This is a genomic window from Desulfobacula sp. (genome assembly GCF_030611305.1).
Lineage (GTDB): Bacteria > Desulfobacterota > Desulfobacteria > Desulfobacterales > Desulfobacteraceae > Desulfobacula.
Genome location: NZ_JAUWQB010000021.1, coordinates 32528 through 46146 on the forward strand (window position 1 = coordinate 32528; position 13619 = coordinate 46146).

At 37.2% G+C, this 13619-nt stretch carries 14 protein-coding genes; 8 read left to right on the top strand and 6 right to left on the bottom strand.

The window, feature by feature from the left end:
* Positions 1-3 precede the first annotated feature (3 nt).
* The 6 genes from QAI40_RS06130 (at position 4) to QAI40_RS06155 (ending at position 5615) form a co-directional block, all read left to right on the top strand.
* Complete coding sequence (locus QAI40_RS06130) at positions 4-1245, top strand: glycosyltransferase family 2 protein (RefSeq protein WP_299979439.1); 1242 nt, start codon at positions 4-6, stop codon at positions 1243-1245.
* 95 nt (positions 1246-1340) lie between these two features.
* On the top strand, positions 1341-2048 hold the full coding sequence (locus QAI40_RS06135; protein WP_299979442.1) for an FkbM family methyltransferase: 708 nt from the start codon (positions 1341-1343) through the stop codon (positions 2046-2048).
* Positions 2049-2105: 57 nt separating this feature from the next.
* Positions 2106-2891 carry a glycosyltransferase family 2 protein gene (locus tag QAI40_RS06140; protein ID WP_299979445.1) on the top strand — a complete coding sequence of 262 codons (786 nt, stop codon included), beginning with the start codon at positions 2106-2108 and terminating at the stop codon, positions 2889-2891.
* A 72-nt stretch (positions 2892-2963) separates the two neighbouring features.
* Positions 2964-3713, top strand: a complete 750-nt coding sequence (locus tag QAI40_RS06145; protein ID WP_299979448.1) for a class I SAM-dependent methyltransferase — start codon at positions 2964-2966, stop codon at positions 3711-3713.
* Positions 3714-3750: 37 nt separating this feature from the next.
* Positions 3751-4839 (top strand): glycosyltransferase family 4 protein, encoded by a 1089-nt coding sequence (locus tag QAI40_RS06150; protein ID WP_299979451.1) that lies wholly within the window; start codon positions 3751-3753, stop codon positions 4837-4839.
* Positions 4840-4856: 17 nt separating this feature from the next.
* The gene (locus QAI40_RS06155) at positions 4857-5615 is read left to right on the top strand and encodes a methyltransferase domain-containing protein (protein ID WP_299979453.1); all 759 of its coding nucleotides are present in this window, start codon (positions 4857-4859) and stop codon (positions 5613-5615) included.
* 38 nt (positions 5616-5653) lie between these two features.
* On the opposite strand, the gene QAI40_RS06160 is transcribed toward QAI40_RS06155, so the two are convergent.
* Together QAI40_RS06160 and QAI40_RS06165 are read right to left on the bottom strand one after the other, a co-directional pair.
* Complete coding sequence (locus QAI40_RS06160; RefSeq protein WP_299979456.1) at positions 5654-6895, bottom strand: glycosyltransferase; 1242 nt, start codon at positions 6893-6895, stop codon at positions 5654-5656.
* Between the two features lie 14 nt (positions 6896-6909).
* Entirely contained in the window at positions 6910-7896 is a 987-nt protein-coding gene (locus QAI40_RS06165; protein ID WP_299979459.1) for a glycosyltransferase family 2 protein, read from the bottom strand.
* A 188-nt stretch (positions 7897-8084) separates the two neighbouring features.
* On the opposite strand from QAI40_RS06165, the gene QAI40_RS06170 reads away from it, so the two are divergent.
* A complete protein-coding gene (locus tag QAI40_RS06170; protein WP_299979462.1) occupies positions 8085-9488 on the top strand; it encodes an ATPase in 1404 nt (467 codons plus the stop codon).
* 106 nt (positions 9489-9594) lie between these two features.
* Here QAI40_RS06170 and QAI40_RS06175 read toward each other — a convergent pair whose 3' ends face one another.
* The 4 genes from QAI40_RS06175 to QAI40_RS17165 all read right to left on the bottom strand — a co-directional run bounded on the left by QAI40_RS06175 (position 9595) and on the right by QAI40_RS17165 (position 11872).
* Entirely contained in the window at positions 9595-10830 is a 1236-nt protein-coding gene (locus tag QAI40_RS06175) for a type II toxin-antitoxin system HipA family toxin (protein ID WP_299979465.1), read from the bottom strand.
* A complete protein-coding gene (locus QAI40_RS06180) occupies positions 10820-11068 on the bottom strand; it encodes a helix-turn-helix domain-containing protein (protein ID WP_299979468.1) in 249 nt (82 codons plus the stop codon). Before QAI40_RS06180 ends, QAI40_RS06175 begins: the two co-directional genes overlap by 11 nt.
* A 122-nt stretch (positions 11069-11190) precedes the next feature.
* Positions 11191-11643, bottom strand: a complete 453-nt coding sequence (locus QAI40_RS06185) for a type II toxin-antitoxin system VapC family toxin (RefSeq protein ID WP_299979471.1) — start codon at positions 11641-11643, stop codon at positions 11191-11193.
* Positions 11630-11872, bottom strand: a complete 243-nt coding sequence (locus QAI40_RS17165) for a type II toxin-antitoxin system Phd/YefM family antitoxin (RefSeq protein WP_299979474.1) — start codon at positions 11870-11872, stop codon at positions 11630-11632. Before QAI40_RS17165 ends, QAI40_RS06185 begins: the two co-directional genes overlap by 14 nt.
* 196 nt (positions 11873-12068) lie before the next feature.
* On the opposite strand from QAI40_RS17165, the gene QAI40_RS06190 reads away from it, so the two are divergent.
* Positions 12069-13361 (top strand): ATP-binding protein, encoded by a 1293-nt coding sequence (locus tag QAI40_RS06190; RefSeq protein WP_299979477.1) that lies wholly within the window; start codon positions 12069-12071, stop codon positions 13359-13361.
* The last annotated feature ends 258 nt before the right edge of the window (positions 13362-13619 follow it).

Below are 13619 nucleotides of genomic sequence, written 5' to 3' on the forward strand. Positions count from 1 at the left end.
AGTATGAGTGAAAGCATAAAATTCAACATCATTATTCCAACCCGTGAACGGTCTGATACCCTGATACATAGCTTGCGTACAGTCGTCAATCAGGATTATGAAAATTTAAATATCATCGTCAGCGACAATTTCAGTCAGGACAACACCAGGGAGGTTGTCGATTCATTCAATGATCCCAGGATTATTTACTATAATACCGGGAAACGCCTCAGCATGTCTCATAATTGGGAATTCGCTTTATCAAAAGTTAATGATGGATGGGTTTCAATTATAGGGGATGACGACGGTCTTCTTCCAGGCTGTTTGTATAAAGTCGCAGAACTCATTAAAAAAACCAAGGCCCTGGCAATAAGATCAAATGTATGCTCATATTTATGGCCAGACGTTAATCAATATAAAAAATGGCGGTTCTCAGTTCCTATCAAGTCCGGCTTTGAAGTTCGTAACTCCGGGGTCTGGTTGTCAAAAGTCTTAAAAGGTAATGCCAGTTATCCTGAGTTACCAATGTTATATAATGGCGGATTTATCTGCAGTTCATTAATAAAAAAAATTAAACACATCTATAATGGTACTTTTTATCAATCAAGTGCTCCAGATATTTTTTCTTCTATTGCTCTTGCCAGTATTATTAAAAATTATATTTATTCCCATGAACCATTTGCTATTAATGGTGCTTCAAGGCACAGCACCGGAACGTCAGGGATAAATAGCGGTTACGATACAAAGAATTCTCCTATCAAAAAATTTTTTTCAGAGGAGAATATACCGTTTCATCCCGACATTCCGATTTGTACTGAAAAAAAATACCCTTTACCATTACAGGTGGCAGTCTATGAATCATATCTTAAAACAAGCAATCTTCGGGACCGGTTTTCAAAAAATCATCATAGGCAACAACTTGGAACTATCCTGGCAATTCCCGAAAGGCATGAATTTTATGTGAAACAATGGGGTCAGAAATTTGCTTCAATTCATGGTTTGGATTACTTCAAAATTGAATCAGAGGCACGTCGAAAAAGGATATTCTTAAAATTGGCTTGCTTGCCAAAAAAGCTATCACTTATTCTCGATATGTATGTTATGGATGCTAATGAACTCCCTTTAAATAACGTGTACGAAGCAAGTATTGCAGGAGCAAAAATCAGGGACACTATGCCCAGTCAAATAGAAAATATCCGACATTTGCCCTGGAAAATTATTGAACATTTTCGACGCAAATGGCATGAAAAAAAAATCACTCCCTGATATTTCTTAAATTATTCAGCCATACGCGCCCAAATAATAAATTCGATATACGCTTTCATTATAAGACATCTTTTTTGTCATATTAAAGGAATGCCATGCTTAAAAAAATTGAAATTAAGGATAAAATTAAACAATTTTTATACCGGATAGGAATTGATGTTGACGATTTCAGGTCAATCATGAAATTGATGGAATATCATAGGATAAATCTGGTTCTTGATGTCGGTGCATCCATCGGCTTATATGGGGAAAATTTAAGAAAACGTGGATACCGGGGACGGATAGTTTCTTTTGAGCCGATGTCCACACCTTTTGCAGCCCTGGCAAAAAGAGCCCTGCCTGATAAAAACTGGGATGTCGAGAAGTTTGGATTAGGAGATGAGGATGGCAAAAAAATTATAAACATTGCCACAAATTCTGATAGCAGTTCAATATTATCAATGCTGCCAAAACATGTTCAGGCAGTTCCTTCAATAAAATTTATTGGACAGGAAGAAATTACAATTCGTTGTCTGGATTCAATTTTTGAAGACTATTCAAATTCCAGCCGGGCAATGCTCAAATTAGATGTTCAAGGATTTGAAAAATATGTCCTGAAAGGTGCCGAAAAATCATTGCCTAAAATTAAGGGCCTCCAACTGGAAATGTCACTACAGCCTCTATATCAATCTGAAAAACTATTTTATGAAATGCTTCCCTTTATTTTGGATCAGGGTTTCAAATTAATGTCCTTAAAGCCGGGCTTCTATGATCCCTCTTCAGGACAATTATTACAAGTTGACGGAATCTTTTACAGGGAATAATTATCCAAAAGAATAATAAAGATGATATTGATAACATAATAATTTATAAAGAAAATTATGGAAAATGTTGTTAAAATATCTATTATAACGGTTTGTTTCAATAGCTTGAATTATATTGATTGTTGTATTAAAAGTATTCTCTCTCAAACATATGATCATATTGAATATATTATAATTGATGGTGGTTCAGATGACGGCACAAAAGATATTATAAAAAAATATGATTATGAAATAGATAAATGGATATCTGAACCTGACAACGGAATCGCCGATGCAATGAATAAGGGGATTAAATTGGCCACCGGCGATTATATTTTGTTTATCCACTCTGATGACTATCTTGCAGATTCAATGGTGATTGAAAAAGCTGTTTCAAAGATCACTATACCTTTTGATATTTTTCTTTTTGATATTATCCAAGAAAAAAATGGGATAAAAACATTATGCGCCCCTAAAGGTTTTATCTGGTGGACTAATTTTAAAACCACTGTGTTCCATCAAGCCTGCTTTTGTTCTAAGAAATTATTTGAAAAAATTGGTGTGTTTGACAAGAAATTCCAAATTACAATGGATTTTGATTTTTTCTTAAGAGCATACAGGGTTGGTGTGAGGTTTACTTATATTAAATTCCCTCTTTCTGTAATGCGTCTTGTGGGCATCAGTTCTCGCCTTGACTGGAATAGTCTTAAAATGCGATTTTCAGAAGAAAGAAAAGTTCACATTAAAAACTGTCCCAATTTATGGATGAAAATTATTTATAGAGTGTATTGGTTTTTATATTTGCCCTATCGAAAAGTAAAATTTTTATTGAATGAATATATATTCTTATATTTAAAAAATTAAATCCGGTTACAGTATTATTTTTCAAAGAACTGGGATGCCTGAAATCAGAAGATTCTACATTTGATGGGGATCATGGGGGGAATTGAGATGCTAAAAAAATATTTTAAACAGCTATCTTTAAGAACAATGCATGAAGCTTACTCTCTTGCCCACAAGGAGATTGCTCAACCATTACAAAAGGGTGGTAAATGCTTAGACTGTGGCGCAAACAATGGATATAAATATGACACTTTAAAAAAACTTATACATCTGGACCCTGACTCATATTATGGAATAGAATGGAATAAAAGTCTTGTGATGGAGGCTATGAAAAAAAATTTAAATGTCGTACAGGGTGATCTAAACGAAAAGATTAATTTTCAAGACGATGAATTCAAATGCGTTTTCGGCTTATCAGTTTTGGAGCATTTATTAAATCCTTGCAGCTTTTTAAAAGAATGTTATCGGATTTTGGATAGAGACGGAACTCTAATAATATTAACACCAAATATAAGTACCTATTTTACTGCAATATTAATACTATTTGGGAGAATGCCATCTAGTGGGCCACACCCGGATTCAAATCAAATCTTAAGTCAAGATAGCCTATTGAAAGTGGGTCATGAAAGCATAAAGCCGGACCCAGAAGCAGTTACACCAATTCACCGTCACATAGTCGTTTTTAGTTATAGGGTCCTGCTTTCTTATTTTAAAATCATCGGTTTCCGAGAAATAAAAGGGTATGGGTTTGGTTTATACCCGTTCCCAAATTTTCTTCAGCCTATCCTACAAAAAATAGATCCATATCATTGCCATCAAATGGTAATTGTAGCGCGTAAATAGTCTGATTGATAATCATTGCCGGAAAGGTTAGCTTTTGATGCTTAATATCTTTGTTATCTCCAAACGCCAGTATACCAATAGAGATCTTATTGATGATCGATTCGGACGTGTGAGAAATATCCCATATGAACTGGCAAAACGAAATAATAAAGTATATGGATTGTGTCTTAGCTACCAAAAAAAGGCTGAGTTAACAATTCATGACGGATCTGTAGAATGGGAGAGCATGAATATCGGGACATTAAAGATTCCAGGGCTGCTTCGGTTTTACCGAAAAGCAGATGTATATGCCCGAAAATCTGATATTATCCTGGCATTTTCAGATTCAATATATGGAATTATAGGCTATCTGCTTGCAAAAAAATATGACATCCCTTTAGTATTTGATCTTTATGATAATTTTGAATATTTCAAAATTGGGAGACTGCCTGTTGTCAAACAGATCTATCGCCGGGTAGTGAGAAAATGTGATGGTGTAACTTGTGTCAGCAGTCCACTTGCAAAATTAGTGAAATCATATGGCCGGGAGAAAGCCATGGCAGTTATCGAAAATGCTGCTCAGGATAATTTATTCAAACCATTGGACAAGAAATATTGCAGACAAAGCCTGAACCTTCCTGTCAATGCAATTCTTGTTGGTACTGCTGGTGCCTTGTGTAGCAATCGCGGCATCTCATCGCTTTTCAAGGCATTTGATCTATTGAAAGATAAATATCCGGAACTTCACCTTGTTGTTGCAGGACCGCGGGATATTGATATTCCGGTTGGGAAAAAAATTCATGATTTGGGAGTGATACCCCACGAAACAGTCCCCCTTCTTTTCAATGCTATGGATGTGGCTGTTGTTTGCAATAAAAACAACAAATTCGGACAATATTGTTTCCCGCAAAAAGCAAGGGAAATTATGGCTTGTGGCGTGCCAATTATAGCAGCTGATATTGGGGGAGCGTGTGACCTTTTAATGGACAATCCCGAATGGCTTTTTAAGCCGGATAACGTGGAAGATTTAACTAAAGTGCTTGAAAACAGACTTAATTACCAGACAACAAATTATAAAAACATTAAATCCTGGTCTGATATTTCAATGCAATTAGAAAAACTGCTTAATAATGTATCAAACAAATAAAACAGGTGATGGTCACAATGAAAGGCCTTAAACATAAAATTACATCTCAAGAAATTTATAAGGCGATCCGCGCCTATTTACCACAAGATCACTCTAATCATCAGTCACTGTATCCCTATTTGAAACAATTCTTTGCACAGTCACCTGAAAATATTAAGGTTCTGGACATAGGCTGCGGTGATGGAAATTCCATAAAACTATTCCAAAAAATGGCCAAAAACATTGAATGGTATGGTGTTGATATTGATAATTCGCCAGAAGTGAAACAACGTGTCCGGAAAAGCGCTCAATTTTCTAATTTTAATGGAGTTAACCTGCCATACTCCGACAATTCTTTTGACTTACTATACTGTCATCAGGTACTCGAACATGTACGACATCCTGACGCATTGATTGCTGATGCCTTTCGCGTATTAAAACCCAATGGTTTGTTCGTGGGTGCGGTATCCTACCTGGAACCATATCACTCATACAGCATTTTTAACTTCACTCCCTATGGGATCGTTCGAGTATTTATTGATGCCAATTTTGAACTAAAAGAGATACGCCCGGGAACCGATGCATCGGTGTTGATTAACCGCCAGTTGCTCAACCGGTCCAGATTACTGCACCCAATATGGAAGCGCAGCTTTCTATATGGAATAATAAACATTATTGGACGTATATTTGACCTGGGACACCGGGAACGAAATTTTCTGAAGATTCAATTTTCCGGCCATCTGGTATTCCTTGCTACACGGCCCGGCTGTATTGAGAATTCCAACAGGAAAAAATAGGGAAAATTATTTGAAGAGCTTTTAAACAAAAAAATATCTTATGGAAATATTAATCTTTCAAATAAATGTGAAAATTTCATTGCCGACGCTTTTCGAGAAAATTTAGATGTTGCTATTTTATATCCATTTTTTTTGAGTTTGTCAGACAAACCCGATTCATTTATCAATCGCTGAACCGAAAAAGCAATTTCTTCCGGTGCCTTCTCGTTTACAAGCAAACCTGTTTCCTCGTGCTTAACAGAATCTACGATCCCGCCAATCCGAGTGGCAATAACCGGCACTTTTGCCATCATGGCTTCGATAAATGTAAGTCCCTGGGCTTCATGTCTCGAAGGGCCAACAAAAATATCAACCGCAGCAAGATATACTGGAATCTTCTCAGGTTCAATCCATCCAGGGAAAAAAATCCTATTTGAAAGTCTGAGTTTTTTGACGAGATTTTCAAATAATTTGCGATCCTGGCCTTCCCCAACAATCAGACAGGAAACATCAGGTATTTGCTTTTTTAATAATTTCACTGCCTGAATTAGATCTCCCACCCCCTTTTCCTCAACCAGCCTGCCTATGAATATCAAAAGAGGCCCTACGCCCTTTTGATATTTTTTTTTTATTTTTTCAGATTCAATCTCAGAGCTCCAGTTCTTATCGGTGACTCCCATTGGTATTCTGTGTAATTCATCTAAATTCTGGTTTAATTTTAACACTGCTTCTTCCGTAACTGAACTGTTCACCGTCACAGCATCAACATTACTCAGCGTAAATTGTTTAAACTTTTTTAATGCTTTGCCCTGTAAACCAAAAACGTCACCGCCATGAACAGTTGTTACATGGGGAATCTTAAGCAGTCTGGAAGCAAGCACTCCGGTAAAACCCTGGGGCAAAATCCAGTGAGAATGAAGCAAGTCATATCGGCCTTTAATAAGTTTAGAAAAAATATTTAACCACTCAAAGGCAATTAGTGACGGCAGTTTTAAATAATTAACTTTGTCTGTTCTAAGATTGATCAGTGCCCCACCCTGATAACAAACAGTCTGCTGTGTCTCGGGCCAGAAATACCTGAACCGTTCAACATTAACATTCTTTAGAACCTCTGTTCGATATGCCCCTGGGGCGTGGGGAGCCAGAACATCCACTTTCCACCCTATCCTTTGCAAATCTTCTGCTAAATTTAAAACAAATGGAGTTGTACTGTCAGAAAGCCAGCGGGGAAAATTTGAGGTGACGCAGAGGATTCGACCTTTTGGCTTAGTTCCATAACTATTTTTGAATAAAATCGGCATTTGCTATACCTGAGTTACTCGGTTTTATTCGGAACTGTTCGATGGTCTTCGTTTTTAGAATAATGATCCATCTCAACCCTTTTAACTCTTAACAGAGTTTCTTCGATTAATTTTCTGTTAAATCCAATTACATCTGCAAGCAACCCTATCATATAAACCTGAAAACCGATGATAAAAAGGATTGAAGCCAGTATAAGGGACTGGATATGGCCGGTGCTTGCTCCGGTTAAATAGAAATAAAGGAACCTGATGGAAGGAATCATCCCCATGGCAATAAAGAAAGAACCTATGTAAAAAAAGATTCTTAATGGCTGATACATGGTGTACATACGGATCATTGTTGAAATTGACCGTTCGATAAAATTTGGAATGCTCTTAAATAATCTGGATTCTCTATTTTTTGGATTTGTACCAACCGGGACACTGGCAACTGTCAGATGTTTTTTACCTGCCTGGATAAGGGTCTCTATGGTATATGAAAAAGGAGAGACAATGTTCAACTGCAAAGCTGTTTCCCGGGAAAAGGCCCTGAAACCGCTTACTGTGTCCTGAGCTTTTGTACCGGAAAGTTTTCTTACAACAAAGCTTCCTATTTTCTGCATTTTTTTCTTTGAAAAACTAAAATGTGGTATTTTATCGGTCTGGCGATCTCCAATAACCATATCTGCTTTCTGTTTAAGAATAGGTTTGATCAATTTTGGGATATCTTCTCCTTTATACTGATTGTCTCCATCTGTATTGACAATAATATCTGCACCAAGTCTTAAACAGGCATCCATACCTGTGGAAAAAGCCTTTGCAAGCCCCTTGTTACTTGTATGTTTTACAATGTGATCTACTCCATTTTTTCTTGCCACATCTATTGTGTTGTCAGTTGAACCATCATCTATGACAAGTATCTCAACTTCGCTGATACCGGCAATTTGTCTGGGAATATCTTGAATAGTCTGTGGAAGTGTTTTTTCTTCATTAAAACAAGGAATTTGAACAATTAATTTCATAGATGGCCCTACTACATTGTTAGTTTTAGTGGAAGTCATTGAAAAATCTTTACCACAGGTTTGCTTTGATATACAAGTTAAAATTGATAGTTATATTTCAGTTGCTTTTTGACTACCCGTCTGATATTCATTTTTATGTATATCACCTTTATTCTTAATTTTTAACCCTTGTTTTCAGGAGATTTCTCATGTCCAGTTTAATGGGAGAAAAATTAATTCAGAAACAAAAAATTTCTCATGATCAATTGCAGAAAGCTTTGGATTATCAAAGACTTCATGGCGGACGAATAGGAAACAGTATTGTTACGCTTGGATTTCTCACAGAAGATGAGGTCGCAGAATTTTTCAGGGCGGTTCCGGAAATACCGGATAGCCTGGCAAAGCTGGATCTGACTTATTCCTTTATAGAAAGTCTGGTTGTTAAACATGCGTTGAATTTAAGAGTATTCAATTTTACCGATATGTGTAACAGTACAAAACTCCCCATGTTTATCGTGACTGAAGCAATAGATATTTTACGTCAAAATTATTTCCTCCAGGTCAAAAGCGCGGGACAGTTTTCCAAACTCTCATACACGTTTAATCTTACAGAAGCCGGTATCAAAAAGGCAAAGGAATTGTTAAGCGTTTCAAGGTATACCGGGCCTGCACCGGTATCATTGCGCGCTTATCGAAATCAGGTGGAGGCACAGACCGTTAAAAGCGTTTATGTTGATGAAAAAAATATCAAAAAGGCGTTTTCCGAAATCGTCATTTCTGACGACATGGTTCAGAAATTTGGCCCTGCAATCAGTTCGGGCAAATCAATATTTCTTTATGGGCCTCCGGGCAACGGAAAGACAACCATTGCTGAAATCATTGGAGAAGTCCTGCCTGGCACAATTCGTGTTCCATATGCCGTCCAGGTTGAAGGTGAAATTATTACGGTCTTTGACAGGGCAAGTCACGTAAGAGTTGACTCTGATGAACCAGATGACTCCACAGATCAGCGATGGGTAAAAATAAAACGGCCCGTGATAATGACGGGCGGGGAAATGACATTAAAAGGACTTGATCTGGATTTTAATCACATTGCAAAATTCTATGAAGCACCCTTGCAGATGAAAGCAAATAACGGGCTTTTCATTGTTGATGATTTTGGACGCCAGCAGGTAGATTCCCAAACACTTTTAAACCGATGGATTGTTCCTTTGGAACGCAGGACAGACTTTTTAACCCTGCATACCGGGATGAAAATAGAAATTCCATTTGATCAGCTGGTAATCTTTTCCACAAACCTTGAACCTAAAAAACTGGTCGATGAGGCTTTTCTAAGAAGAATCCGCTATAAGATCAAGGTTGGCTACCCAAGCCTGGATGAATATAAGCAGATTTTTCAAAAAGTTTGTGAGTCCAATGGAATGATTTTTGATGAAAATGTCTTCAAATTTCTGATTGATCTGTATAAAGAAAAGCGGGTCAATATGTGTTCATGCCACTGCAGGGATATTTTGGACTGGATGGTAAACAATGCCCACTACAGGGATGAAAAACCAAAACTGACAAAAGAGACGATTCTGGCTTCATGGGAAAGTTATTTTGTTGAGATGTAGTTCTGTTTTACTGATGTAAAAAAATATTTGTCGTTGATCACCGGTGAAATCCGGTGCATTTTTGTTGTTAAAATTTATAAGTCAATCATCAAGATTTGAATTATTTCTAAGAAAAAAACTTTAATTTTTCTTTCGAAGAATTTTTAATTACATCATTAATTTCGTTTAAAACAGGACTTTTCCCATACAGGTCAAAAAACTCTTCGGTTGTGTTTTTTGCCTCACCTGCAATTTTATCAGCCATCGTTACGAGGGTTTCTTTCACAACTTTGTATTTTATTAGTGTATCCTTGGAAAACCGTTCAAAGTGTCTGGGCTCTAAAAACTGGAAATGCCTACCTCCACCTACTTTCATGGCCATTTTTTTTGCATAGGGATACACATATGTGGACAATAAATCATAGAAAGGTGCCAGGATTGTCCCCTTTTCTCCGTGGATGAAGGAAACGTTTTTTGCGTGAGCATCGGAATTGCCGATTAAACCGTTAAAAATTATAAGTTGTAAAAATCGTTTAGTATCTTTGACTTGAACAGCACTTTCATTTCTGATGAGTGAAAAACACACGTCAAGTGTTGGGGTATATTTTAATTGAGCATTTACATTCAATGCCTGGCAGAAGTCCTCCTGTATCAGTCTGATAATCTGTCCGTTTTCTATTTTTCTGTCGTATCGGTCAATTATGTATAAAGGGATTTCATTAATTGTTATAATTTTAACATCAGGTACGAGCAGACCCATTTTCCTGGCCAGCATCATGCAGAAAGTTTCGTTTTCAACTGTCCCATGAAGATCTTTTATCGGAGTCTTTAAAATATGGGAAGAAGGTGCGCCGTTCATCGAGATTCCGATCTTATTATCTTTAAGTGAAACAGGAAGTTTTTCCTGGGCTCCGGCGAGAGAAAGTCTGATACCCGGATCATTTGCCATAAATGGATTTTCAGGCAGCTCTTTTATTATTCTTGTCAAATGATCGTCAGTGAGGATCTTGTATGAATACGCTGTGGGTTTTGGCGGCAAGGCGCCATCTTCAAATAACGACACAGCACCGGCACAATCTCCTCCTACGGCCTTTAACAATTCAAACTGATTGCTGACAGGAATTTGAAGTTTTCTGGAAAGGACATTCAGAATTTCGCCTTCAGGCAGCAGATTGGTAAAATATGAATATGAATCATCATTTAAATACGGATCTTCCCGCAAGGGCAGTGAAATAGACAACCGACAGCTATCCGGTGAATTGATCCAGCTTTTATCATACTGAAAACAAAAGCGGCGCTGTTGATCCAGCCACAACTCACCAGCCTTGAGTTGATTAACAAAAACGTTGAGCTTACTTTTCACTTTGATGATCCTCAATATAACGGATTAGCCTGTGGTTTGCTTTTGGTATAGCAAATACCTCATACCCGAGACCTTTCAATACATTCAGGGCTTTTTCCATCTGAACAGTCGGTTTTCCGTTTTCAAGATCTGACAGGAAACGGATACCAATATTTAGATATCCAGCCACTTCTGCCTGGGTTAAGCCCTGTTCCTTCCGTGACTTTCTGACAAGTTTGCCAATTGTTTTTGTGTTCATACTTTTCAGCTTGTTATTATTTATTCCCGATCAGGAATATATAATATTTATTTATGAAATGCAATAAAAATATTCCCGAACGGGCAGGAAATTAATGCTTCTCGCATGGGACGACAGCTAACTCAGTCTTCCTCAACTCTAAAAAATATATTATCAATCCCCAATCTGTTTGCTGATCGATGCATAATTGCATCACAAGTAATTAATTTTGCGTTATATCCCCAACTACAGGCAATGTGTAAAGCATCTAGAGTTCTAAGGGCAGTTTTCCTTGCAGACAGCCATTTCTCAGCTTGTCTAAAACATTCAGGCATTACCCGGCGAGTCTCAAAGAGCCCTGAATTAACATCCTTGTTAAAAGTATTTTCTACCAAAACGGCTTGAACTTCATTGAATTCTCCAGTTCTTATCCAACGGGCAATTGCAGAAACAAATTCAATCTTTGTAAGATCACTTATTAGGATGGGCGGGTCCAGGGATATCAACAAATCCTGAATAGGCCGGCTCATGGCTTCTTCCCGATAATAAGGAAGTAAAGCACTTGTATCAATATAATAAATTTCAACCTCGTTCATCACGCATCTCACGAATCAGTTTTGAACTGCCTGCCACACTTTTGGGTAACTTAGCTCTAAATTTATCCCGACAAGGAAAACAAAGGAGCTTTATATCTTCTTGACGAATTCCTGACAACTTGGCAATCGGTGTATTACGTCTGGTAATGATAAATTCCTTACCCGTTACGACAGCATCAAGTATACGACTGATATGCTGTCGAGTTTCTCTCACATTGATAGTTCTCATGACATAACCTCTCTATTTATATTTTACAGATATGGCACTGTCCGATATTCAATGTATACACATTTCATGTGTACATGTCAACACCAGATCATTTTTCATTTTCTCCGTGATGGTTACACAACCACGAAACAAACAAGACTGGAACAAAAGATAAAAATCTATTGATTTATCTCTAAAAAAGAGATAAATACTATATATGAAAACCATTATTTCACAATTTATTGATGATTTCCAGGAACGAAATCTGCCAAGTCCCGTTCCGCGGACACAATCCTTTTCTGAAATAAAAGGTAAGGCCGATGTTGTCATTGGCATGCGGCGTTCAGGAAAAACCTGGTTCTGTTTTCAAAAAATAAATGAGCTGCTTGAAAAAAACATCCTCAGGCATCAGATCCTGTATTTAAATTTTGAAGATGAGAGACTGCTTGAATTCAAGGTGAGCAATTTCCAAGAAATCCTTGATGTTTATTATGGTAAGTTTCCCGAGAACAAAAACAGAACCTGTTATTTCTTCCTTGATGAATTGCAGCGAATTGATCAATGGGAACTATTCATCCGGCGGCTGCTGGACTCAGAAAACATTCAAATATTTATCACCGGGTCATCATCAAAATTATTAAGCACGGAAATTGCTACCAGTCTTAGAGGACGTTCACTTACAACGGAAATATTCCCCTTCAGTTTTCAGGAGTTTTTAAGATATCATAATCTGTTTGCTGACAAACCAGAAAATTTTGGATCAAAGACAGCTGCTATCTTAAGAAAAGCTGTAAAAGAATATTTCCAAATCGGCGGATTTCCTGAAGTCCAAAACATTGATCCCAATATAAGAATCGAAATATTACAAAGTTATATAGATACTGTCCTTCTCAAAGATGTGATCGAACGGTATCGGGTGAATAATATCACAGCAATAAAACACCTGGTAAAAACGCTTATGCATTCATCCGGCAGAAAGTTCAGCATAAACAAATTTTACAACACCTTGAAAAGTATGTCTATAAAATGTACAAAAAATAACCTTTACGCATACCTTGACCACCTGACGGATGCCTTTGTCTTTTACCGGGTGCCCATTCACACCAGATCTGAAAAAGCCAGAATGATTAACCCTGTAAAAATATATACCATTGACACGGGCCTTTTAAATGCCATGCGGTTTCAAAACAGCTCCGACTATGGTCAAATTCTCGAAAACATGGTTTTTATGCATTTGCGAAGAAATAATTACCAAATAGAATATTTCAACACAAAAAAGGGATTTGAAACCGATTTCTTTGCCCGCCACCCAATAACAAATAAAATTAAATTGATCCAGGTCTGTTGGAAGCTGTCAGATCAAAAAACCTTTGACAGGGAATATCGTGGGCTGCAAAACGCAATGAAAGAATTTTCAATCTCTTCAGGTACTGTTGTCACCTGGGATGATGAGGTTCAATTGAACAACAACATACACGCAATCCCTATCTGGAAATGGCTTTTAGAATAAGGACTGGTACTATTGCCTCACGAATAATGTTACCCAAAACAGATCATTATAACAATTTGGCACGTTTTTCATAATTGCGCCATATGAAATAAATATTGTGGCGCAATCTGATTTTCACATCGAACTTAATTCCGAAAAAGTCTTGACTATTTCGGAATTAATGTCAGAATAGACGCCATGAAACGATACTTGGAAAAATATATTCAGGAAGATCTGGATAAAAAAATAATCCTGCTGACCGGACCACGGCAAACAGGA

Coding starts and splice junctions, on each gene's coding strand:
- QAI40_RS06130 (WP_299979439.1), top strand. CDS start 4: ATGAGTGAAAGCATAAAATTCAACATCATTATTCCAACCCGTGAACGG.
- QAI40_RS06135 (WP_299979442.1), top strand. CDS start 1,341: ATGCTTAAAAAAATTGAAATTAAGGATAAAATTAAACAATTTTTATAC.
- QAI40_RS06140 (WP_299979445.1), top strand. CDS start 2,106: ATGGAAAATGTTGTTAAAATATCTATTATAACGGTTTGTTTCAATAGC.
- QAI40_RS06145 (WP_299979448.1), top strand. CDS start 2,964: ATGGGGGGAATTGAGATGCTAAAAAAATATTTTAAACAGCTATCTTTA.
- QAI40_RS06150 (WP_299979451.1), top strand. CDS start 3,751: ATGCTTAATATCTTTGTTATCTCCAAACGCCAGTATACCAATAGAGAT.
- QAI40_RS06155 (WP_299979453.1), top strand. CDS start 4,857: ATGAAAGGCCTTAAACATAAAATTACATCTCAAGAAATTTATAAGGCG.
- QAI40_RS06160 (WP_299979456.1), bottom strand. CDS start 6,895: ATGCCGATTTTATTCAAAAATAGTTATGGAACTAAGCCAAAAGGTCGA.
- QAI40_RS06165 (WP_299979459.1), bottom strand. CDS start 7,896: ATGAAATTAATTGTTCAAATTCCTTGTTTTAATGAAGAAAAAACACTT.
- QAI40_RS06170 (WP_299979462.1), top strand. CDS start 8,085: ATGTCCAGTTTAATGGGAGAAAAATTAATTCAGAAACAAAAAATTTCT.
- QAI40_RS06180 (WP_299979468.1), bottom strand. CDS start 11,068: ATGAACACAAAAACAATTGGCAAACTTGTCAGAAAGTCACGGAAGGAA.
- QAI40_RS06185 (WP_299979471.1), bottom strand. CDS start 11,643: ATGAACGAGGTTGAAATTTATTATATTGATACAAGTGCTTTACTTCCT.
- QAI40_RS17165 (WP_299979474.1), bottom strand. CDS start 11,872: ATGAGAACTATCAATGTGAGAGAAACTCGACAGCATATCAGTCGTATA.
- QAI40_RS06190 (WP_299979477.1), top strand. CDS start 12,069: ATGAAAACCATTATTTCACAATTTATTGATGATTTCCAGGAACGAAAT.